24 protein-coding genes and 2 tRNA genes are annotated in these 19,905 nt (G+C 62.7%); 10 read left to right on the top strand and 16 right to left on the bottom strand.

Annotated elements, in window-relative coordinates:
- Positions 1-4: 4 nt before the first annotated feature.
- From EN808_RS10765 to EN808_RS10755, 3 genes are all read right to left on the bottom strand, one after another.
- Positions 5-1,390: a TolC family outer membrane protein gene (locus EN808_RS10765; RefSeq protein ID WP_127278529.1), complete on the bottom strand. Its 1,386-nt coding sequence runs from the start codon at positions 1,388-1,390 to the stop codon at positions 5-7.
- A 181-nt stretch (positions 1,391-1,571) separates the two neighbouring features.
- The gene (locus EN808_RS10760; RefSeq protein ID WP_135915762.1) at positions 1,572-2,240 is read right to left on the bottom strand and encodes a protein-L-isoaspartate O-methyltransferase; all 669 of its coding nucleotides are present in this window, start codon (positions 2,238-2,240) and stop codon (positions 1,572-1,574) included.
- Between the two features lie 90 nt (positions 2,241-2,330).
- A tRNA-Cys gene (locus tag EN808_RS10755) sits at positions 2,331-2,404 on the bottom strand.
- A 216-nt stretch (positions 2,405-2,620) separates the two neighbouring features.
- Here EN808_RS10755 and EN808_RS10750 point away from each other — a divergent pair.
- A complete protein-coding gene (locus EN808_RS10750; protein ID WP_135915761.1) occupies positions 2,621-2,866 on the top strand; it encodes a hypothetical protein in 246 nt (81 codons plus the stop codon).
- Between the two features lie 41 nt (positions 2,867-2,907).
- On the opposite strand, the gene EN808_RS10745 is transcribed toward EN808_RS10750, so the two are convergent.
- Positions 2,908-3,168, bottom strand: a complete 261-nt coding sequence (locus EN808_RS10745) for a hypothetical protein (RefSeq protein ID WP_127872671.1) — start codon at positions 3,166-3,168, stop codon at positions 2,908-2,910.
- A gap of 222 nt (positions 3,169-3,390) precedes the next feature.
- Between EN808_RS10745 and EN808_RS10740 the strand changes: the two genes are divergently transcribed.
- Positions 3,391-3,465, top strand: a tRNA-Asn gene (locus tag EN808_RS10740).
- A 311-nt stretch (positions 3,466-3,776) separates the two neighbouring features.
- Here EN808_RS10740 and EN808_RS10730 read toward each other — a convergent pair.
- The 4 genes from EN808_RS10730 to EN808_RS10715 form a co-directional block, all read right to left on the bottom strand.
- Positions 3,777-4,076: a DUF982 domain-containing protein gene (locus EN808_RS10730; RefSeq protein ID WP_127872729.1), complete on the bottom strand. Its 300-nt coding sequence runs from the start codon at positions 4,074-4,076 to the stop codon at positions 3,777-3,779.
- Between the two features lie 46 nt (positions 4,077-4,122).
- The gene (locus EN808_RS10725; RefSeq protein ID WP_135915760.1) at positions 4,123-4,575 is read right to left on the bottom strand and encodes a hypothetical protein; all 453 of its coding nucleotides are present in this window, start codon (positions 4,573-4,575) and stop codon (positions 4,123-4,125) included.
- 68 nt (positions 4,576-4,643) lie between these two features.
- Positions 4,644-5,126, bottom strand: a complete 483-nt coding sequence (locus tag EN808_RS10720) for an Hsp20 family protein (RefSeq protein WP_135916026.1) — start codon at positions 5,124-5,126, stop codon at positions 4,644-4,646.
- 28 nt (positions 5,127-5,154) lie between these two features.
- Complete coding sequence (locus tag EN808_RS10715) at positions 5,155-5,382, bottom strand: hypothetical protein (RefSeq protein ID WP_135915759.1); 228 nt, start codon at positions 5,380-5,382, stop codon at positions 5,155-5,157.
- Between EN808_RS10715 and EN808_RS10710 the strand changes: the two genes are divergently transcribed.
- Complete coding sequence (locus EN808_RS10710; protein WP_135915758.1) at positions 5,381-5,812, top strand: cupin domain-containing protein; 432 nt, start codon at positions 5,381-5,383, stop codon at positions 5,810-5,812. The genes EN808_RS10715 and EN808_RS10710 overlap by 2 nt on opposite strands.
- A 75-nt stretch (positions 5,813-5,887) precedes the next feature.
- Here EN808_RS10710 and EN808_RS10705 read toward each other — a convergent pair whose 3' ends face one another.
- Together EN808_RS10705 and EN808_RS10700 are read right to left on the bottom strand one after the other, a co-directional pair.
- Positions 5,888-6,343: a carboxymuconolactone decarboxylase family protein gene (locus EN808_RS10705; protein ID WP_127872673.1), complete on the bottom strand. Its 456-nt coding sequence runs from the start codon at positions 6,341-6,343 to the stop codon at positions 5,888-5,890.
- A gap of 105 nt (positions 6,344-6,448) precedes the next feature.
- Positions 6,449-6,877: an SRPBCC domain-containing protein gene (locus tag EN808_RS10700; protein ID WP_135915757.1), complete on the bottom strand. Its 429-nt coding sequence runs from the start codon at positions 6,875-6,877 to the stop codon at positions 6,449-6,451.
- 202 nt (positions 6,878-7,079) lie between these two features.
- On the opposite strand from EN808_RS10700, the gene EN808_RS10695 reads away from it, so the two are divergent.
- Both EN808_RS10695 and EN808_RS10690 read left to right on the top strand, forming a co-directional pair.
- Complete coding sequence (locus tag EN808_RS10695) at positions 7,080-7,838, top strand: copper homeostasis protein CutC (protein WP_189521750.1); 759 nt, start codon at positions 7,080-7,082, stop codon at positions 7,836-7,838.
- Positions 7,835-8,323: a GNAT family N-acetyltransferase gene (locus tag EN808_RS10690; protein WP_135866812.1), complete on the top strand. Its 489-nt coding sequence runs from the start codon at positions 7,835-7,837 to the stop codon at positions 8,321-8,323. The genes EN808_RS10695 and EN808_RS10690 overlap by 4 nt, the downstream gene beginning before the upstream one ends.
- Positions 8,324-8,354: 31 nt before the next feature.
- Here EN808_RS10690 and EN808_RS10685 read toward each other — a convergent pair whose 3' ends face one another.
- The 4 genes from EN808_RS10685 to EN808_RS10670 all read right to left on the bottom strand — a co-directional run bounded on the left by EN808_RS10685 (position 8,355) and on the right by EN808_RS10670 (position 13,509).
- A complete protein-coding gene (locus EN808_RS10685; RefSeq protein WP_135915755.1) occupies positions 8,355-9,380 on the bottom strand; it encodes an acyltransferase in 1,026 nt (341 codons plus the stop codon).
- A gap of 263 nt (positions 9,381-9,643) precedes the next feature.
- A complete protein-coding gene (locus EN808_RS10680) occupies positions 9,644-10,441 on the bottom strand; it encodes a xanthine dehydrogenase family protein subunit M (RefSeq protein WP_135915754.1) in 798 nt (265 codons plus the stop codon).
- 109 nt (positions 10,442-10,550) lie between these two features.
- Complete coding sequence (locus tag EN808_RS10675; RefSeq protein WP_135915753.1) at positions 10,551-12,896, bottom strand: xanthine dehydrogenase family protein molybdopterin-binding subunit; 2,346 nt, start codon at positions 12,894-12,896, stop codon at positions 10,551-10,553.
- 109 nt (positions 12,897-13,005) lie between these two features.
- Positions 13,006-13,509, bottom strand: coding sequence for a (2Fe-2S)-binding protein (locus EN808_RS10670; protein WP_135915752.1), 504 nt, complete (start codon positions 13,507-13,509; stop codon positions 13,006-13,008).
- 62 nt (positions 13,510-13,571) lie between these two features.
- Between EN808_RS10670 and EN808_RS10665 the strand changes: the two genes are divergently transcribed.
- The 3 genes from EN808_RS10665 to EN808_RS10655 are packed head-to-tail and all read left to right on the top strand — an operon-like array spanning position 13,572 to position 16,311.
- Positions 13,572-13,790 carry a hypothetical protein gene (locus EN808_RS10665; protein ID WP_135866801.1) on the top strand — a complete coding sequence of 73 codons (219 nt, stop codon included), beginning with the start codon at positions 13,572-13,574 and terminating at the stop codon, positions 13,788-13,790.
- 29 nt (positions 13,791-13,819) lie between these two features.
- Positions 13,820-14,956 (top strand): FIST signal transduction protein, encoded by a 1,137-nt coding sequence (locus tag EN808_RS10660; protein ID WP_135866799.1) that lies wholly within the window; start codon positions 13,820-13,822, stop codon positions 14,954-14,956.
- A gap of 14 nt (positions 14,957-14,970) precedes the next feature.
- Positions 14,971-16,311, top strand: coding sequence for a hybrid sensor histidine kinase/response regulator (locus EN808_RS10655; protein WP_135915751.1), 1,341 nt, complete (start codon positions 14,971-14,973; stop codon positions 16,309-16,311).
- 15 nt (positions 16,312-16,326) lie between these two features.
- Here the strand turns inward: EN808_RS10655 and EN808_RS10650 are convergent, their stop codons facing one another.
- Complete coding sequence (locus tag EN808_RS10650) at positions 16,327-17,010, bottom strand: response regulator transcription factor (protein ID WP_127872682.1); 684 nt, start codon at positions 17,008-17,010, stop codon at positions 16,327-16,329.
- A 221-nt stretch (positions 17,011-17,231) separates the two neighbouring features.
- Between EN808_RS10650 and EN808_RS10645 the strand changes: the two genes are divergently transcribed.
- The gene (locus EN808_RS10645) at positions 17,232-17,930 is read left to right on the top strand and encodes a fumarylacetoacetate hydrolase family protein (RefSeq protein WP_135915750.1); all 699 of its coding nucleotides are present in this window, start codon (positions 17,232-17,234) and stop codon (positions 17,928-17,930) included.
- Between the two features lie 10 nt (positions 17,931-17,940).
- The gene (gene maiA, locus EN808_RS10640; protein WP_135915749.1) at positions 17,941-18,591 is read left to right on the top strand and encodes a maleylacetoacetate isomerase; all 651 of its coding nucleotides are present in this window, start codon (positions 17,941-17,943) and stop codon (positions 18,589-18,591) included.
- 2 nt (positions 18,592-18,593) lie between these two features.
- On the opposite strand, the gene EN808_RS10635 is transcribed toward maiA, so the two are convergent.
- Complete coding sequence (locus EN808_RS10635) at positions 18,594-19,838, bottom strand: MFS transporter (RefSeq protein ID WP_135915748.1); 1,245 nt, start codon at positions 19,836-19,838, stop codon at positions 18,594-18,596.
- Between the last annotated feature and the right edge of the window lie 67 nt (positions 19,839-19,905).

The raw sequence follows: 19,905 nt of genomic DNA, 5'->3' as shown, positions 1-19,905 counted from the left end.
GGGCCTAGCGGCCATCCGGCGTGCGCAGGCCGATCCACTTGTCCTTGACGGCGTTGTAGTGTTCCTCCGGCTTGTACTTCGTCACCGCCAAGCCAAGCCGGTCGACCGACAGGCGGCCCATCGCCGACAGGATGGCATAGCTTGCCACCACCACATCGCGTTCGTAACCAGCGTGGTTGATCTTGGCGGTGATGACGGCGGCTTGCGCATTGAGCACGTCGAGCGTCGTGCGCTGGCCGACATTGCGCTCCTCGATGACGCCGTTCAGGGCCAGTTGGGCGGCGTCGATCACCTGCTTGTTGGCGGACGCGCTTTGTTGCGCGGCGGTGTATTGGGACCATGCCGTGGCGACGGCCTGGCGCACCTGGTCGCGGCTGACGTCGACCTGGATACGCGCCTGCCCCAGCGATTCCTTGTTCTGCCGCACGACCGCCGAGGTTCGGCCGCCCGAATAGATCGGAATGGTCAGCGTCGCGCCGATATTGGCCGACGTCGAATTGCCGTTGGAACCTGACAAGTCGGGGATGGCGTTGCGGTAGTTTTCCGAAACGCCAGCCGAAGCCGACAACTGCGGCAACAGCGCGCCCTCGGACGATTTCACCGAAAATGCAGCGGCATCGACCAGATGCTGGGTGGCAAGGATGGCCGGGTGTTCGGCCGATCCGATGGCGATCGCGGCGTCGAGGCTCGACGGCAACAACCTGCCCAATGGCGAAGCGGCCTTGAGCTTGCCGGGCTCGTCACCGACCACCTGGTGATAGGTCGCGGCGCTGGCCAGCGCCTGCGCGCGCGCAGCGCTCAGCGCTGCCACCGCGGAAGCGCGCGAGGCATCGGCCTGCGCAACGTCGGTGCGCGTGCCTTCGCCGACCTCGAAGCGCGAGCGCGCGGCGCGCGCCTGCTCGGTCAGGAACTGCAGGTTCTGTTCGGTCAGCACCGCGATCTGCCTGTCGCGAATCACGTCCATATAGGCCATGGCCGCATTGAACAGCGTGTTCTCCTCGGTATTGCGCAGGCTTTCAACGGACGCCTTGACCTGGGATTCGGCCGCCGCGACATTGTTCCTTGTCTGAAAGCCGTCGAACAGCGACTGGTTGATCTGGATGCCGTAGCTGCCGCTTGTCAGCTTCGAATTGCCGCCGCCATTTGCCTGGCGCGTGTTCGTATAGTCGATGTTGGCCGAGCCGGTGATCGTCGGGCGCCAGCCTGACTTGGCTATGGCCACGCTCTCGTCGGTCACGCGCACGCCGGCACGCGATGAATTTAGTGTGGAATTGTACTGATAGGCTTTTGCAAGGGCACCCGTGATGGTTTCGGCCGATGCAGCCAGTGGGGACAGCGCGGTCGCCGACACAAGGACGGCGGTGAAAAGTGACTTGCGTACTGACGGCACGGTTTAACCCTCATTCGTTTTCCATGGGAACCGCGCCGCACCAGCTTCTCTTCCTGAGCAGCCCGAACGGCGTGTTTCATGTTCCCTGTTGCTCAGCCCAAAGTGCCCCCAGTCTGGGATCAGCAACGATCGTTCAAATGCAAGCGACCATGACAAAGCCTTTGCTGCAAGGCCAAATCATTCAGAATTCGAAAGCATGCTCACGTTCGAATCCGGGTAGTGGCTTAATTGCCGCATTAAATGCCCTTCTCCCGGTTACAACCCCCCCCGCCTTGAAAAAAAGCCGCGCCACGCCCGAATTGCCCTGACCCTCGACCGCAACCAGGCGGCCGCCTTCGGCGAGCTGGTCGAGCAGCGACGCCGGCACTTTGGCGACACTGCCGCCGATGAAGATGACATTGTACGGCGCCTTCGCCGCATGGCCTTGCGCCAGAGCGCCCTGGACCACGGTCACATTGCCGCAGCCCAGGCTGGACAGGGTCGACGCGGCGGTTTGCGCCAATGCCGAATCGCTTTCGAGCGCCACGACGGACCTCGCCAGGCGCGACAGGATCGCCGAAGCGTAGCCGGTGCCGCAGCCGACATCGAGCGCCGAATCGGTCACACTGATCTCGGCCAGTTGCATCAGCTTGGCCAGCGGCGAAGCCTCCATCAGGTAGCGCGAGCCATCGGCGCTGTCTGCGATGCGGATGTCCTCGTCGATATAGGCGAGATCGCGCTGGCGATCGCCGACGAAAACCTCGCGGGGCACGGAAAGCAACGCGTCGAGCAGCGGCGCGCTGGTCACGTCGGTGGTGCGGACCTGACCATCGACCATCTTGACGCGAAGTTCGGAGAAATCAGCGCTCATGTCCCAACCAATCTGCTTGCCGCGTCAGAATCGCGGTTCATGTCGACCGGAACTTCAGGCTCCGGCGCTGACGCGCGGGAGCCCGGGTATTGGAGGCCTCGCCCGGAATCGAACCGGGGTGCAAGGATTTGCAGTCCTCTGCGTAACCACTCCGCCACGAGGCCTCGTTGCTCCCGGCGTTCCACCCGGTTCCAATAGGTTGCGGCGAAAAAGCCGTCAAGCGGCCACGACGTATTCCGAACGGTTTCGTCTGCGCCGGCTGCGGCCCTGTCAGTTCGCCGTCATAGCCACCCGCTCACTTCGCAATCCGTTAAGCATGGCGGATGATCGAGCGAAACTCCGCGCTCCGGCTTGCGTTGTGAAACCGGGAGGACTGCGCCATGACCCTGGCCAAACCGAACGACGAAACGAACGGAACGGAAAACGTGCCGCTGCTGGGGTCCGAGGACTTGGTGCGCTACGCCATCAACTGCCTGAGAATAGAAGGCACAGGCAGGCTTTCACCGCGTGACCGCGCGCGTCTGGCCTCGGCTTCCGCGGTCCTGAAGCAGATCAGCGAGGATTTGAAGGCAGGCACGCAACCGGATTTGGAGGAACCTGGCACGGAGAAACAGCGCCAGAATTGATTCTCTTCGGAGACCACCGCCATGCCAGATGTATCGGCCGCTCAATCCGGCCGGCGTCGCCGCTCCCACCAGACGACCAAGCGGCGCCGGTGGCGGCGCACCATGGCAAATTCGTAGGAGAGCACCAGCAGTCCGAGCGGCACCATCCAGAACCCAAGGATCGGCAAGAAACCGAGAATGCCGCCAATGGTCAAAAGCACGCCGATCGTGATTCTGAGACCGCGCGACTGCGGCATGGTGAATTCGCGGCCGAAAACCGAGATCTTTCGTGCTGCTATCCGGTTTTCGTCCGCTGCCGTCATCGCGAAGAACTGCCTGTCTGGGGGCTCGATAATGTCATTTTACGAAAAGCCGCGACCGCCCTTTCGGTTCCGTGCCGTCGCCAAGACGGCTAATATGAGGGCGGCCAAGGCCGATTGCGAGAAACCGCTGCGCGAAAAAGTCTCGGAAAAATGCGAAATGCTTCTTTGCAAAGCCGAAACGGGTTTGCTATAGGCTGCGCCACTTGCTCAAAGAGCCTCCGTTCCCCGGTAGCTCAGTGGTAGAGCAACCGGCTGTTAACCGGTTGGTCGCTGGTTCGAATCCGGCCCGGGGAGCCAACATTTCCAAGGTCCGTTCCGGACACATAGGTTACGGTTTATACCGGAGACATGGGTAACACTTTTGGCCCGACGGGGTTTTGGAGTGGTTCGAGCCTGCATGTCTCATCATCGAAGTATCCCAAATCGTAGGCCATGAAGCTCGCCAGCCAGATATGGTCTTCGACCTGTTTGATGCCAACGGTCTGGCCGGCGAAGACGAGGCTGAGATTGATCTTCTTGCAGTCGGAGCCCCGGAAAGGCCGATTGCCTAAGAGGAGCGCCTTGACGGGCTGTGGCAGCGACACTTCTGGCCGCTGCCGTTGCCCCAGCTAGGCGGCTACCCCACCGCGGCCTGATTTGGTGCCGCTCATCCAGGGAAGCGGAGCAAGCGGCTCCTGCAGGATCTTGACGGATCTCGCGAACCCAGCGACGGCATCGCGCGCGACCGACAGGGGTATCTGACCGTCGTAAGCACGCTGGCAAGCCCGGAAGGCCGTCTCGAAAATCGGGCCCCGACGTTCCCGCGGCCACTCGTCCAGGAAATCGAATGCGTGATCAAGACTTCCTATTTCTTGAATGAACTGACCATTCCTAACCAACACTGGTCGATCGAACGTCCTGTCGCCCATATGGTCCTCCATTCGGTTGAGCGATTTGGTTTGCTGGTTCAGCTTTTCACGCAACGGCATGCTCAGGCTCCGCGAACATGCCGCCATCTCCACATCTGGGCGGGACACCGGCATAGGCCGGAACCGGCGGCGGATCATCGTCATCGTCATCCCGCCAGGGGTATCGCAGCCAGCTACGCCTCGTTTTGTTTCGACGCCGGCCTGAAGACGGACTGCGGTCAAACGGTGCCCTGGCCGGCGGCTTGCGGCCAATCTCGTCCAGGGTGTGGAGCGCAAGAAGAATCTCGCTGACTTGCGCAATGGCACCGCTGTCCAATTGGCGTAGGGTGGGATTGTCAGGAACCGCATTGGCATCTGAAGCCCAGAAGGCGAGCAAAGCCCTCTTCTCGCCGACCGTCATGTCCTCGTTCAGGACGTCCTCGGGCGTACGCAGGGCAGCGAATTCCTCTGCGTGATCTGTCAGTCTGAATTCATGAACACAGTCAGATTCGTATCTCATCTCCATTCTCCGCGATCTGTGCCTCCCGGCCAGGCCGGGAGGCGGACCACAGACTGAGGTTGCCAGTATCAGGCGACCTTGCGTTGCAGCTCTGCATCCATGGACTGCTTGCTGCCGCTCTCCTGAAGCGAAACCGCTCTGGCTTCGGAGCGGATCTCGATGCGCCGAGGCTTGAGTTCCTCGGGCACTTCGCGGACCAAGTCCACCGACAGCAGGCCATTATGGATATTGGCCGCCTTGACCTTGACGTGGTCTGCAAGTTTGAACACCTGCTTGAAGTTGCCTATCGCCAGGCCGCGGTGGAGGATTTCCAGATTTTGCTGATCAGGCTTCCTCTGTCCGATTACGGACAATTCAGGGCCGTTCTGCACAAGGTCCACTTCGTCAGGACCGAAGCCGGCGACGGCCATGGTGATGCGATAGTCGTTGTCGCCATTCTTCTCGATGTTGTAGGGAGGCCAGTCGGAGCGGACGCTGTTTTCGAGCATGTCGAACAGCCGGTCGAAGCCGACGGTGGTGCGGTAAAGAGGGGAATAATCAAAGCTTCTCATAGCCATATCCTCCGTGAAGCAACATGGTTTACGGGTCGCCGCAGCGCTGCTGCGGCGCGGTATGTCGAGCCGAAGCCTCGACGGAAAACGATCTGGGAATCACGGTTTTTTTGTTCAAGAGGTCGCCCAAAAAAATTTTCGGAGCGGCACCACGGCCATTCAAGATCGGGCATGCGCCAGACTTTTGCGGTGAAAGCATTCCTTGCACGCTGCCGCCGCCGCGCGATAGATGCGTTCGGTCAAGGGAGGACATCATGCGGAAAATCCTGGTATCGGCATTGCTGCTCACGGCAGCGTCGTTCGCGACCGGCGCTCATGCATTGGACAGCGGCGGAACCCCGGTCGTCGTGACGCCGCTCGCATCACGCACCACCACGGCATCCGGCCAGCCGATCACGCTGCCGCAGAAGAACGTGCAGGTGCTGGTCTCGACCTATGACATCGCGCCCGGCGCGACCTTGCCGGTCCATCGCCATCCCTTCCCGCGCTACGCCTATGTCCAGGCTGGAAAGCTGAAGGTCACCAATGTCGAGACCGGCAACAGCAACACCTACAAGACCGGCGATTTCATCGTCGAAATGATCGGGCAGTGGCACCAGGCCACCAACATTGGCGATGGGCCGGTCAAGCTCCTGGTGATCGATCAGGTCGAGGAAGGCGCCAAGAATACGGAATTGCGCCAGTAGCCGCCAGGCTGCAGGTGCCCCGAGGGCGGGAAGGCAATGCGCCGCCCGCCCCTCGCCTCGCGGCAGCCCCAGCGCTTAGCCCCAGGCGCCAACCGGCTGCCGGGTCGCTGCGTTCAGCCTGTTGAAGGCGTTGATCAGCGCGATCTGGATGACCAGCGCGGCAAGGGCCTTTTCATCATAATGGCGGGCCGCTTCGTCCCAGACATCGTCCGGCACCGCGTCCGGCCGGTCGGCCAGTCTGGTGCCGGCTTCGGCCAGCGCCAATGCCGCGCGTTCGGCGTCAGTGAAATACGGCGTCTCGCGCCATGCCGCCAGCGCAAAGATGCGCTCGTCCTTTTCTCCGGCCTTCTTCAGTTCGCGCGCATGCATGTCGACGCACACGCTGCAGTTGTTGATCTGGCTGGCGCGCAGATGAATGAGCTTGCGCGTCACATAGGGCACGTCGGCCGCCTCGGTCGACTTGTCCAGCGCCAGCAGCGCCTGCACCGAACCGGGGATGAGCATCACCGGGTTCTTGATCCTTGCTTGCATGGTCGTTCTCCTTTTGAATTGTTTCTCCGGGCGTGTTTTCCCGGCCCGGACGACTCGCATCCAGGGTTTCGAACTTGATGAAAACTGTTGGCTGCCCGCCGCGTATCAGGCCTGTTTTGCGGTAACCTGTTCGAGCCGTTCGAGAATGCGCGGCCAGCCACTTCCCATGCCGATATAGCCACGCTCGTCGGCCGGCCGGAATCCCCACTGCTCCATTCGCACCCGGGTCGCCACACCGTCGGGCGTCAGTGACCATGTCACCACGGTTTTCAACCCACTGTCCGATTCCGTCCCATCGCCCCAACTGTAGGCCAGCAGCCGCGGCACCTCGACTTTCAGCACCACGCAGTTCGTCACGCCAGACCATCCGGGAACTGGCGTCGCGCGGAATGTGAAGCGATGCCCCTCTTGCGCCGCGAAGTCATTCTGCATGAGCCATTCGCCGACGAGTGCTGGCACGGTCAGTGCGCGCCATATCTTTTCCGCCGAATATGGGATCAGCCTTTCGACGACGATCGATTTGGTTTCCGTCATGCCTTGCTCCTCTCGTTGTTGTCGTCGCGCCACGCACGCGCAATCAATAACCTGCCAGCTATACATTACTCATAACCATGCAGTTATGCAACAGTCAAGAATGGAATCTGCCATCTGGTCCAAATGGCGGCGTAGGTTCACGCTTTCGCGTCAGCCGTCGTGGTGCTAGGGCTCTCCACAACATGATGAACTGGATCGCCTCTTGACCACGCAAACTCGCCCGCCGCTGATCGAAATCTGTGTCGAAGGCATCGATGGCCTGCTCGCCGCGCAGGCCGCCGGCGCCGACCGAGTCGAACTCTGCGCCAGCCTGGTCGAGGGCGGCATTACGCCCAGCCTCGGCACGGTGCGCGCAGCGCTCGACCAGGCGACCGTGCCGTTCCACGTCATGGTGCGGCCGCGCGGCGGCGATTTTCTCTACAGCGAGACCGAATACCGATCGATGCTCGCCGATGTCGCCGCGCTCAGCGAACTCGGCGTGCCCGGCGTGGTGTTCGGCTGCCTGAACGCCGACGGCACCATCGACGAGAAGCGCATGGGCGAATTGACCGAGGCCGCAGGCGCCTTGAACGTCACCTGCCACCGCGCCTTCGACATGACGCGCGATCCGGCCGAGGCGCTGGAAGCGCTGATCCGCTGCAAGGTTGGCCGTGTGCTGACCAGCGGCCAGCGCGACACCGCGATCGAGGGCTTGCCACTGCTGGCGGATCTGGTGCGTCAGGCCGACGGGCGCATCATCATCCTCGGCTGTGGCGGGCTCGATCTCGGCAACATCGCCGAGGTGCGCGCAAGGACCGGCCTGGCCGAAATGCACTTCGCCGCCCTCAAGGACGTGCCGAGCGCCATGCGCTACCGCAATCCCAAGGTCGGCATGGGCGGCTCCGATCTCGACCGCGAGTATCGCAACACACTGACCGATACACCGCTGGTGGCGGCGACGATCACGGCGGCCAAGGCATGACCCCTCCGATAGACTGCATAGCGCAGGACGACGAAGCCGCCATTCTGGCGCTCAACAACGAGCACGCCGCCGAATTGTCGTGGCTCGAAGCCGAACGGCTGTCCTTCCTGCTCGGCGAGGCATTTTATGCGCGCCGCATCGGTGATCTCGAAGCCTTCATCATGACCTTCGACCAGGATGCGAACTACGACAGCCCGAACTTCGTCTGGTTCCGCGAGCGCTACGAACACTTCATCTATGTCGACCGCGTCGTCGTGGCGGCGCATGCAAGAGGCCGCGGCCATGCTCGCCTGCTCTATCGGGACCTGTTCGACCATGCGCAGAGCGCCGGCCACACGCTGGTCACCTGCGAGGTCAACACCGACCCGCCCAACCCCGCCTCGGACGCCTTCCACGCCGCCCTCGGCTTCGCCGAAGTCGGCGACGCGGTGATCCACGGCGGCAAGAAAGCGGTGCGTTATTACGTCAGGCGGATCGCCGCCTGATCCGGTGGCGCTCGCCATCGGCGGCGCTCACTCACCAATTGCGGTTGAGCCATTCACGCGCCGGGCGCTCGATGAGGTAGTAGCTGCAGAGCGCGCAGGCAAAGACGCCGGCCAGCATCGGCCATGGGTTGGTGCCCTGATCGTAGACGAATTTGTAGAAGGGCTGCTGCCACAGATAGAGCGAATACGACCACAGGCCCAGTGTCGTCATCGGCAAGGATGACAGCCATCCCGACAAGAACCTCGTGCTGAAATCCAGCGCGTTGACGGCAATCGCCAGCAACGGCACCGCGACCAGGTAGTGGATCGGTGTCGGCACGGCGTCCATGAACAGGAAGACCGCGCCGGCAGCCGCCGCAACGGCGACATAGGGTCCCTTCAGCAAGGACGGCAGCTTGCCGTCGGCCTTGAGCAGGCAGATCGCGGCCGACAGCAGGATCGAGGCGATGTGCACGTCGGTGCGCCAGTATGTGGTTTCATAGTCCATGTGCAGGAACCAGTAGGAAGCCGCGCCATTGGCCATGGCCAGCGCAGCCAAGACCAGCAGCAGCGGCACGACACGGCTTCGGCTGGCAACGATTGCGCTGATCGCCGCCAGGATAATGTAGGCATGCTCTTCAATGCAGAGCGACCAGATGTGGTCGAGCGCGCCGGCCCGGTTCAGGAGAATTCCCGCATAGTTGTAGCTGAATGTCAGCGCCGTCACGGCCGCCTTCCATTTGAAGCCGATGAACGTGCCGGAGAGCGCGACCATGGCGAGGACGACAAAGACCAGAAGCGCCGGATAGATGCGCGAGAAGCGGCGTTTGAAGAATTTCTTCAGTGGATAGCGTTCGATGAACAGGATTTCGGCCATCAGCCGGCCGCTGAGCACGAAGAAGAATTCGACGCCCAGCACGCCCAGATTGATGCCGGGAATGGGGAAAAAATGCCCGATCAGCACCAGGGCGATCGACAGGCCGCGCCAGCCATCGAGATAGGCCAGCCTTGTCCTGGCCGCCGATCGGTCGGCGATCGCTCGGGACGGAACCAAATGGGTCGCGGAAATTTCGGACATGCCGATCCCTTCGCATTGGCATGCGAAAGGGCACGGCGGTAAGGATTCCGAACCCGGCTCGCATTCCCGCCCCAACCCATACTGCAGTGCAATATGAATTTGTGCAAGTGCGAGATTGTCGCCAATGCGATTCCCGAGCAAGCATGGGCCGCAATTGCTTCAAGCAGAGGATGGGACGCAGCGCCGGGGGTCTGGGCAGCTACAGGCGCAAGGAAAGAAAAAGGGGCCGCGACAGCCCCTTTTTGTCCGCAATCGATCTTGCGTCAGGCGTTGGCTGCCGCCACCGCGCGCTTGGCCATGACCGCGATCAGATTGGCGCGGTAGTCGGCGGAAGCGTGGATGTCGCTCATCAGGGTCTTGGCCGGCACTTTCACGCCATTGAGCGAAGCGGCATCGAAGCTCTTGGCGAGTGCCGCCTCGATCTCCTTCGAGCGGAAAACGCCGTCGTCGCCGGCGCCGGTGACGGCAACACTGACGCCGTCCTTGCCCTTGGCCACGAACACGCCGACGATCGCGTAGCGCGAGGCTGGGTTGCGGAATTTTTCGTACGCGGCCTTTGCCGGAGCGGTGAAGGAGACCGCCGTGATGATCTCGCCATCCTTCAAGGCGGTTTCGAACAACCCCTTGAAGAACTTGTCGGCTGATATCTCGCGCTTGTTGGTGATGATGGTGGCGCCCAGCGCCAGCAGCGCCGCCGGATAATCCGCCGCCGGATCGTTATTGGCGATCGAGCCGCCGATCGTGCCCTTGTGGCGAACCGCCGGGTCGCCGATCAGCGACGCCATATGAGCAAGCGCCGGGCAGGCCTTGCGCAGCTTTTCGTCATTGGCGACGTCGAAATGCGTGGTGGCAGCGCCGATCGTGACCGTCTTGCCGGACACCTTGACGCCCTGCAACTCCTTGATGCGTGACAGGTCGACCAGATCGGAAGGGGCCGCCAGCCGCGTCTTCATGGCGGGGATCAACGTCATGCCGCCCGATAGCAGCTTGGCGTCCCCATTTTTCACGATCTTGGCGGCTTCAGCGACCGAGGCGGCACGGTGATAGTTGACTGCGTACATGGGATCCTCCCCTAAGTGGTCAGGCAGTAGTGAGCAGTCAGTAGGGAGCAGGGAATGGCCGCCGGAGGTGACACGGTGCCCTATTCGCTACTCACTACTCCCTACTCACTCATTTCGCGGCCCGGATCGCGGCCCACACAGTCGACGGTGTGGCCGGCATGGCGATGTCGGCGATGCCGATGGCATCGGTGATGGCATTGATCACCGCCGGCGGCGAGCCGATGGCACCGGCCTCGCCGCAGCCCTTGATGCCGAGCGGGTTGCTCGGACATGGCGTGTTCGACGTCGAGACCTTGAACGACGGCAGGTCGCCGGCGCGCGGCATGGTGTAATCCATGTAGCTTGCCGTCAGCAGCTGGCCGCTGGCGTCGTAGTGAGCCCCCTCCAGCAGCGCCTGCCCCACGCCCTGGGCGATACCGCCATGCACCTGGCCTTCGACGATCATCGGATTGATGATGTTGCCGAAATCGTCCGCCGCCACGAACTGGACGATCTCCGTCGTTCCGGTTTCCGGATCGATCTCGACCTCGCAGATGTAGCAGCCCGCCGGGAAGGTGAAGTTCGCCGGATCGTAGAACGCCGTTTCCTTCAGTCCTGGCTCCATGCCGGCCGGCAGATTGTGCGCGGTATAGGCAGCCAAGGCCACCTGGAACCACGGCAGGCTCTTGTCGGTCCCGGCCACCTTGACCTCGCCATTCTCGATGACGATATCGCCCTCGTCGGCTTCGAGCAGATGGGCCGCGATCTTCTTGGCCTTGGCCTCCACCTTGTCGAGCGCCTTGGCAATTGCCGACATGCCGACCGCGCCCGAACGCGAACCGTAGGTGCCCATGCCCATCTGCACCTTGTCGGTGTCGCCATGGACGATCGAAACCGAGTCGATCGGCACCCCAAAGCGCTGATTGACCAGTTGCGCGAATGTCGTCTCATGGCCCTGGCCATGACTGTGCGAGCCCGTCAGCACTTCGATCGTGCCGACGGCGTTGACCCGCACTTCCGCCGATTCCCACAGGCCGACACCGGCGCCAAGCGAGCCGACCGCCGCCGACGGCGCGATGCCGCAGGCCTCGATATAGCAGCTCATGCCAATGCCGCGCAGCTTGCCCTTCCCAGCCGCATCCGCCTTGCGCGCGGCAAAGCCGGCATAGTCGGCGGTCTTCATCGCCGCGTCGAGCGAGGTCGCATAGTCGCCGGCGTCGTAGTTCATGATCACCGGTGTCTGGTGCGGAAACGTCGTGATGAAGTTCTTGCGCCGCAGCTCCGCGGGAGACACGCCGAGTTCGCGTGCCGCGGCCTCCATGGTGCGTTCCAGCAGATAGGTGGCTTCCGGCCGCCCTGCCCCGCGATAGGCATCGACGGGAGCGGTGTTGGTGTAGACGGTGCGCACATTGGCGTGGATGGCCGGGATGTCATACTGGCCCGACAGCAGCGTGGCGTAGAGATAGGTCGGTACGCAGGACGAGAACAGCGACATGTAGGCGCCGAGATTGGCGATCGTGTCGACCTTCAGCCCGGTGATCCGGTTGTTCTTGTCGAAAGCCATCTCCACCGTCGAGACATGGTCGCGGCCATGGGCGTCGGTGAGGAAGCTCTCCGTGCGATCGGCGACCCATTTGACCGGCACGCCGGTCTTCTTCGAGGCCCACAGGCAGACGATCTCTTCCGGGTAGATATAGATCTTGGAGCCGAAGCCGCCGCCGACATCCGGCGCGATCACGCGCAGCTTGTTTTCGGGCGCGACATTGTAGAAAGCACTCATCACCAGTCGCGCGACATGGGGATTCTGCGATGTCGTCCAGCAGGTGTAATGATCCTCGGCCTTGTCGTAATGGCCAAGTGCGGCGCGCGGCTCCATGGCGTTGGGCACCAGCCGGTTGTTGACGATCTTCATGCGGGTGACGTGCGCTGCCGCCTTGATGGCGGCATCGGTCGCCTTGGCATCGCCGATCTCCCAGTCGAAGATCAGGTTGTTCTCGGCCTCGGCATGGACCTGGGGCGCGCCCTTTTCGAGCGCCTTGGTCGCATCGACCACCGCCTTCAGTTCCTTGTAGGTGATTTCGACCGCCTCGGCGGCATCGCGTGCCTGGCCCTTGGTCTCGGCCACGACGATGACGACGGCATCGCCGACATAACGGACCTTGTCGACGGCCAGCGGCGACCATGCGCCCATCTTCATCGGCGAGCCGTCCTTGGAATGGATCATCCAGCCGCAGATGAGGTTGCCTATACCGTCGGCCTTGAGTTCCTTGCCGGTCAAGACGCCGATGACGCCCGGCATGCCCTGAGCCGTTTTCACGTCGATCTTCTTGATCTGCGCATGGGCGTGCGGACTGCGCACGAAGGCCGCATGCTTCATGCCGGGAACCACCATGTCGTCGACATAGCGGCCGGCGCCGGTGATGAACCTTTTGTCTTCCTTGCGCGCGACCCGAGCGCCAACGCCTTCGATGCCCATGGAAATTCCTCCCGAATTTAGGGGATAGGCAGTAGGGGTTAGGCAGTAGTGGAAGGGCTCGTGGTCATATCGATGTTTGCCCTACTCACTATTGCCTATTGCCTATTGCCTAAGCTGCCTGTTTCGCCTTGCCCTTCGCGGCGCTCTTCGACATCGTCTTCGATGCGGCCAGGATCGCCTTCACGATGTTGTGGTAGCCGGTGCAGCGGCAGATGTTGCCTTCGAGTTCTGCCCGCACCGTCGCCTCGTCGAGGCCTTCGGGATGGCGGTTGATCATGTCGGTTGCAGCCATGATCATGCCTGGCGTGCAAAAGCCGCATTGCAGACCGTGATATTCCTTGAAGGCCGCCTGGACGGGGTGCAGGTCAGCGCCGTTGGCGAGACCTTCGATCGTGACTACTGTCGACCCGGACGCCTGGACCGCGAGCATCGTGCAGGACTTGACCGCCTTGCCGTCGACATGGACGACGCAGGCTCCGCACTGCGAGGTGTCGCAACCGACATGGGTGCCGGTCAGGCCGAGATTCTCCCGCAGGAAATGGACGAGCAGTGTTCGATCCTCGACGACACCGCCAACCCGCTTGCCGTTCACCATCAACGAAACGTCCGACATAGCCCCTCCCTGGGTGTCAACCTTGGTCATCACGCTGCCGACGAGCCGTTGGCACTTCGGCCATGCGTTATTCGTACACCGCACAATGCACAAAAAACAGCACGACGGAAAAGGCGGATCATTGTACTTTCGATCATGGCCAGGGCACCGAAGCGCATTCCTGTGGCCCCATTGCCAAAACGCCTCGTGGCGGCAACAATGCCTTCGACGCCGCGCACAAGAAGCACTCGAAAAGCCGCGCACAAGAAGGCGTCGGAGGAAATGCGGGAGAACGCCGCTGACAGGTTCACGGACGCGCTATGCATGCGGCTTGTCGGCGCTGACCACGGACGAGCCCGACCCGGATGATTTCGCACGCGCGGTAGCCGCCGAGGCCGCCGCCATCGATGCCGGCTTCGCCCTCGTGTTCTTTTCCCAGAGCCTTGTCGAGGCCGGGGCCCTGTCGCGGGCACTCTCGGTCCACGCGCCGGGGCTCCACCACGCCGGTTGTTCGACCGCCGGCGAGATTACGCCGCAGGGGCTCGAGGAAGGCCATATGCTGGCGATGCTGCTGCCCTCGGCATCCTTCACGGCGGTCAGCACCATGGTCGACAATTTGTCGACTTCGGGCATGGACAGGATCACCGAAGAGGTCGAGGCCCTGCGGCGCACGCTGCGCGCCCGGCTCGGCGGCGAGCAGACCAGGAACACCTTCGCGCTCTGCTTCATCGACGGGCTGTCCTATGCCGAGGAAGCGGTGAGTTCGGCCATCCACTGGGGTCTTGACGACATACCGCTGCTCGGCGGCTCGGCCGGCGACGATTTGAAATTCGAGACGACGCGTCTGATCTCGAACGGCAGGGTCGCTTCGGACAGCGCCATCATCGTGCTGGTCGCCACCGAAATTCCGTTCCACGTCTTCAAGACCGACAACTTCGTTCCCACCGACGAAAAGCTGGTGGTGACCGCGTCCGATCCGGATCACCGCATCGTGCGGGAGTTCAACGCCACCAATGCGGCGGAGGAGTATGCCGCTTCGGTCGGCATCCTGCCGCAGACCCTGACACCACTGAGCTTCGCCTCGCATCCCGTGGTGGTGAAGGTGGGCGGCGAATATTACTGCCGCTCGATCCAGAGGATGCACGCGGATGGCTCGCTGTCGTTCTTCTGCGCCATCGACGACGGTGTCGTGCTGTCGATCGCCCAGCCCAAGGACATGGTCGAATCGACACGAGCGGCATTGCGCGAGGTCGAGCAAAGGCTGGGCGGCATCGATATGATCCTTGGCTTCGACTGCGTGCTGCGCCGGCTGGACGCACGCAACCGGCAGGTCTTTCGCGATATTTCGGAGCTCTACCGGGTCAACAATGTCGTCGGCTTCGGCACCTATGGCGAACAATACCGGTCGATGCACCTGAACCAGACTTTCACCGGCATCGCTTTCGGTGACCGGCAAGCGGCTGAATAGGGCGGCGTAACAAAATGCCGCTCAGGGACATCAACGATCTCGACAGGCTGAAGAGGATCAACGCCGCCCTGGTCAGCCGCGTCGAGCGCTCGATGGACCAGCAAGGCAACGCCTTTTCGCTGTTCCAGACCGCGATCTCGCTGGAAAACCGGGTGCGTACGCGCACCGAGGAACTGCATTCGACCTTGCGCAGGCTGGAGCAATCGAACATCGACCTCAGCGCCGCCAAGGAAAACGCCGAACTGGCGAACCTGTCCAAGACAAGGTTCCTCGCCGCCGCCAGCCACGACGTGCTGCAGCCGCTGAACGCCGCCCACCTCTCCGTCTCGGCGCTTGCCGAGGTGCAGACCAGCGAGGAGGGAAAAAAGCTGGTGCGGCAGGTCGAGCGCTCGCTGGAAACCATGGAAGACCTGCTGCGCACCTTGCTCGACATTTCCAAGCTCGACGCGGGCGTAGTCCAGCCCGACATTGGCGACGTCAGCCTGGAGGCGTTGTTCTCGTCGCTGCGTTCGGATTTCGAGCCTGTGGCGCAGTTGAAGGGGCTGTCGCTGAAATTCCGGCCGGTCAATGCGGTTGTTCGCTCGGACAGGACGCTGCTGCGCCGTATCCTGCAGAACATTCTCTCCAACGCGCTGGGTTATACACGCTCGGGCGGCGTCCTTGTCGGCACACGCCATCGCGGCGACACCATCCGCATCGATGTCGCCGACACCGGCTGCGGCATTCCGGAGGATCAGCGCGAAGCGGTGTTCGAGGAATTCCATCGCGGCACCTCGCCGGCCAGTGCCGAGATCGACGGCGGTGGTCTTGGGCTCGGGCTGGCCATCGTTCGCCGCATGGCCGGCGCGCTCGGCCACCCCGTGACGTTTTCCTCCAGGGTCGGCCGCGGCACCATCTTCCACATCGATGTTCCCGTCGGCATCGGCGCGCCAGCCGACGCCATCGCCAGTGCCGCCAGCCTGGAGCGGCCGCGCGGCTACGGCCTGTTCGGCACCAAGGTGCTGCTGGTCGAAAACGATGCCGAGGTGCTGGAAGCCATGACCTTCCTGCTTGAGCGCTGGCAGTGCCTGGTACGCGCCGCGACCTCGACCGACGATGCGCTTGACCTGCTTGGCGACACCGATTGGGTGCCTGATATCGTCATCGCCGACCAGCATCTCGACGGCGGCGATCTCGGCACCGCGACAATATCGGAGGTCCGCGACTATCTTGGCCGCGCCGTGCCGGCGTTGATCGTCACCGCCGACAGTTCGGAAGCTGTCGCCAAGGCCGCCCGCGCCGGCGGCATCGAGTTGATGCGCAAGCCAGTGAAGCCCGCGCAACTGCGCGCGCTGCTGGCGCATTTGCTGGCTTAGGGGACAGTTAATGGCTCAAAATCCGGCCTGATCCCGAAACAGCTCCGCATTGTCCAGTTTCGACACCTCGATCACCGCTTGCGTGCGGCTATAGACGTTTAGCTTGCGCAATATCTCCGACACATGCGCCTTCACCGTCGTCTCGCCGACCTGCAGCTCGTAGGCGATCTGCTTGTTGAGCAGGCCCTGGCGCAGCATCTGCAGCACGCGCAATTGCTGCGGCGTCAGCTTGGAAAGCCGCTGCACCATGTCGGCGCGGTCGGTGCTGTCGGGATCCGGCGGCTGGCCTTCGTAATTCTCCGGTACATAGACGGCGCCGTCCATCACCGAGCGGATGGCGGCGGCGAGATCGCTCTTGCGCGCCGATTTCGGGATGAAGCCGGCGGCACCATAGGACAAGGCCTCTGAAATGATCCTCGGCTCCTCATGACCCGATACGATCACCACAGGCAGGCGCGGATAGCGGGTCCTGAGCTGCAGGAGCCCCTCGAAGCCGTGCACGTCGGGCATGCTGAGGTCGAGAAGCGCAAGGTCGAAAGGCTTGGCGTCGGCCAACAGATCCAGCGCCTCGGCAATCGACCGTGCCTCGACCGTATCGACCTCGGGATAAGCCATCTGCACGGCACTGTGCAGCGCCTCGCGAAACAGCGGATGGTCGTCGATGATGAGGAACCGGGCACGATCGGTAGGGGCTGTCATAGGGCTCGTTCCGGTTTACCGGGCACACCATAGTCTCCTGACTGTGGCCGGATTATTGGCAAATAGTCTATCGCCTGTTGACGGGATTCATCGCTGCAAAAAATGATGGGAAGCCTGAGTTCTTTATCCAGCCGCGGCAAAGCCCGTGCTTTATGAAAAACGACGCCTTGCCCGACCCCCGAAATCGGCCGAATGTGCCATCATCAAACTCAGAGATCGCCATGACCGCTTTTGTCTTTGCCGTGCCGCCAACGCCTTCCGTCGCCATTGCCGGCTCCAGCGAACGCTTTGCCGTGCGGCGTATTTTCTGCGTTGGCCGCAACTACGCGGCGCATGCGCGCGAATTCGGCAATGACGAGCGTGATCCGCCCTTCTTCTTCACCAAACCGGCCGACGCGGTGGTCGATTCCGGCACTGAAATCCCCTACCCGCCGCTGACGCAAAACCTCCACTTCGAGATCGAACTGGTGGCGGCGATCGGTACATCGGGTTTTCGCATATCCCGCGACAAGGCACTGGATCATGTCTGGGGTTATGCCGTCGGCATCGACCTCACCCGCCGCGACCTGCAGGATGTCGCCAAGAAGGCGGCCCGGCCCTGGGACTGGTCGAAGGCCTTCGACCGTTCCGCGCCTTGCGGCCCACTGGTCCCGGCACAAAAAGCCGGGCACCCGGCGAAGGGGCGTATCTGGCTCGCCGTCGACGGCGCGGTGAAACAGGATGCCAACCTCGCCGAGCTGATCTGGCCGATATCGGACATCGTTTCGATCTGCAGCGAAGGCGTGGAATTGCAGGCGGGCGACCTTATCTTCACCGGTACGCCCGCCGGGGTCGGCGCGGTCAAGCCGGGCGAGACGATATCAGGCGGGGTCGAGGGCATCGGCACGATCGACGTGACCATCGGCCAGCCGCGGTCATGAGTGAAAAGTCATGAGCGACATCGTCCTGCACAACTACTATCGCTCTTCCACCTCCTATCGGGTGCGGATCGCGCTGGAGATGAAGGGGCTGAGCTATGACTATGTGCCGCATCACCTGCGCCATGGCGAGCATCTGGAAGCGGCCTATCTCGCGGTCAACCCTCAAGGGTTGGTCCCCGCACTGATCTGCAACGACGGCACGCTGCTGACGCAGTCGCTGGCGATCATCGAATTCCTCGACGAGACCACGCCGGAACCACCGCTGCTGCCAAAAGACCCGCTTGGCCGGGCGCGGGTCAGGATGCTGGCGCAGATGATCGCCTGCGACATCCATCCGGTGAACAATCTGCGCGTGCTGACTTCGCTGCGCACCCTGTTCGGCGCCGGCGACCAGGATGTCGCCAACTGGTTCCGGCATTGGGTCAATGAAGGTTTTGGCCCACTCGAGACATTGCTGACGGCTTCGCCCGAAATCGGCACATTCTGTCATGGCGACACGCCGGGGCTGGCAGACATCTGCCTTGTCGCCCAGGTCACCAGCAACGCCCGTTTTGGCGTCGATATGACGCCCTACCCGACGATTTCGCGCATCAACGCCGCCTGCATGGCGCTACCCGCCTTCCAGAAAGCCGCGCCCCAGAACCAGATCGACGCCGAGTAAATTCACCGGCCGACGCGCAGCGTCAGCGCCCAGAACAGCAGCGCTAGCAAGCCGATGCCAACGCCGAGCAGCGAGACACCGCTCCAGCCGGCCACGCCATAGGCCATGGTCGAGACGATCGAGCCCAGCGCGCTGCCGAGCGAATAGAAGATCATGTAGCCACCGACCAGCCGGCTGCGGGCATCCGGTCGACGCGCGAAGATCAGGCTCTGGTTGGTGACGTGTGTGGCCTGGATCGCCAGATCCAGCATGACGATGCCGGCGACCAGTAGCCACAGCGACATGCCCATGAAGGCGATCGGCAACCAAGCCGCTGTCATCAGCAGCAGGCTGAGCCCGGTGACCAGTTGCCCGCGTCCCCGATCCACCAGACCGCCGGTCCATCGCGCCCCCAGCGCGCCGGCGACGCCGGCGAGCCCGAAAAGTCCGATTGCGGTGTGCGACAGCGAGAACGGTGGCGCGCTGAGTGGCAGCACCAGCGGCGCCCACAGCACGTTGAAGCTGGCGAAGATCAGCAGGGCGAGAACCGCGCGCACACGCAGCAGTGGCTCCTTCACGAACAAGAGCACCACCGAGGCCAGCAGGCGCGGATAGGATGTGCTTGGCCTCTCCGCCTCATGGCGCGGCAGGATGAGGTAGAGAAGCACCGCCATGAATAGGGTGAGCGCGGCCGAGACGACATAGACCCAGCGCCAGCCGGCGAAATCGGCGACGACGCCGGCGACGAAGCGGGCAAGCAGGATCCCTGTTATGACGCCGCTGGTGACGGTGCCGACCGCCCGCCCCCGTTGCGATGGCGCGGCGAGATCGGCCGCGTAGGCCACCAGCACCTGCACCACCACGGCAAGCAGTCCGACAACGGCGAGACTCGCCAGCAGCATTGCCGCGTTCGGCGCGACCCCGACGGCTATCAGCGCCACCGCCGAAAGCACCGCCTGCCCCGCAATCAGCTTGCGGCGATCGAACAGGTCGCCAAGCGGCACGATGAACAACAGGCCGAGCGCATAGCCGATCTGGGTGACCATCACCACGATGCCGATCGAGGCCGGCGCAATGGCGAAATCATGGGCCATGGCGTCGAGCAGCGGATGGGCGAAATAGACATTAGCGACGCTCAGGCCGCAGGCAACGGCGAAAATCAGCGTGGTCATCCCGGACAATCCCGGCGATGACGCCGGCGTCACCTGCTCGCGCTCCTCGGTTCGCTCCGCCTTCGTCGCGGCGCCGTTCATCACCTCTATATTCATGTCGCTCTCCGCAAACGGTTTCAAATTGAAACCGCTTGCTGGATAGACAGAACAGTTTTATGTTGCA

The sequence above is a fragment of the Mesorhizobium sp. M8A.F.Ca.ET.165.01.1.1 genome, from assembly GCF_004792065.1.
Lineage (GTDB): Bacteria > Pseudomonadota > Alphaproteobacteria > Rhizobiales > Rhizobiaceae > Mesorhizobium.
This window is presented reverse-complemented; position numbering and strand designations above follow the sequence as displayed.

Coding starts and splice junctions, on each gene's coding strand:
- EN808_RS10685 (WP_135915755.1), bottom strand. CDS start 9,380: ATGTCCGAAATTTCCGCGACCCATTTGGTTCCGTCCCGAGCGATCGCC.
- EN808_RS10710 (WP_135915758.1), top strand. CDS start 5,381: ATGCGGAAAATCCTGGTATCGGCATTGCTGCTCACGGCAGCGTCGTTC.
- EN808_RS10725 (WP_135915760.1), bottom strand. CDS start 4,575: ATGAGATACGAATCTGACTGTGTTCATGAATTCAGACTGACAGATCAC.
- EN808_RS10635 (WP_135915748.1), bottom strand. CDS start 19,838: ATGAATATAGAGGTGATGAACGGCGCCGCGACGAAGGCGGAGCGAACC.
- EN808_RS10675 (WP_135915753.1), bottom strand. CDS start 12,896: ATGGGCATCGAAGGCGTTGGCGCTCGGGTCGCGCGCAAGGAAGACAAA.
- EN808_RS10720 (WP_135916026.1), bottom strand. CDS start 5,126: ATGAGAAGCTTTGATTATTCCCCTCTTTACCGCACCACCGTCGGCTTC.
- EN808_RS10650 (WP_127872682.1), bottom strand. CDS start 17,010: ATGACAGCCCCTACCGATCGTGCCCGGTTCCTCATCATCGACGACCAT.
- maiA (WP_135915749.1), top strand. CDS start 17,941: ATGAGCGACATCGTCCTGCACAACTACTATCGCTCTTCCACCTCCTAT.
- EN808_RS10760 (WP_135915762.1), bottom strand. CDS start 2,240: ATGAGCGCTGATTTCTCCGAACTTCGCGTCAAGATGGTCGATGGTCAG.
- EN808_RS10745 (WP_127872671.1), bottom strand. CDS start 3,168: ATGACGGCAGCGGACGAAAACCGGATAGCAGCACGAAAGATCTCGGTT.
- EN808_RS10680 (WP_135915754.1), bottom strand. CDS start 10,441: ATGTACGCAGTCAACTATCACCGTGCCGCCTCGGTCGCTGAAGCCGCC.
- EN808_RS10690 (WP_135866812.1), top strand. CDS start 7,835: ATGACCCCTCCGATAGACTGCATAGCGCAGGACGACGAAGCCGCCATT.
- EN808_RS10655 (WP_135915751.1), top strand. CDS start 14,971: ATGCCGCTCAGGGACATCAACGATCTCGACAGGCTGAAGAGGATCAAC.
- EN808_RS10645 (WP_135915750.1), top strand. CDS start 17,232: ATGACCGCTTTTGTCTTTGCCGTGCCGCCAACGCCTTCCGTCGCCATT.
- EN808_RS10705 (WP_127872673.1), bottom strand. CDS start 6,343: ATGCAAGCAAGGATCAAGAACCCGGTGATGCTCATCCCCGGTTCGGTG.
- EN808_RS10750 (WP_135915761.1), top strand. CDS start 2,621: ATGACCCTGGCCAAACCGAACGACGAAACGAACGGAACGGAAAACGTG.
- EN808_RS10665 (WP_135866801.1), top strand. CDS start 13,572: ATGCGTTATTCGTACACCGCACAATGCACAAAAAACAGCACGACGGAA.
- EN808_RS10715 (WP_135915759.1), bottom strand. CDS start 5,382: ATGATGTCCTCCCTTGACCGAACGCATCTATCGCGCGGCGGCGGCAGC.
- EN808_RS10670 (WP_135915752.1), bottom strand. CDS start 13,509: ATGTCGGACGTTTCGTTGATGGTGAACGGCAAGCGGGTTGGCGGTGTC.
- EN808_RS10700 (WP_135915757.1), bottom strand. CDS start 6,877: ATGACGGAAACCAAATCGATCGTCGTCGAAAGGCTGATCCCATATTCG.
- EN808_RS10730 (WP_127872729.1), bottom strand. CDS start 4,076: ATGGGCGACAGGACGTTCGATCGACCAGTGTTGGTTAGGAATGGTCAG.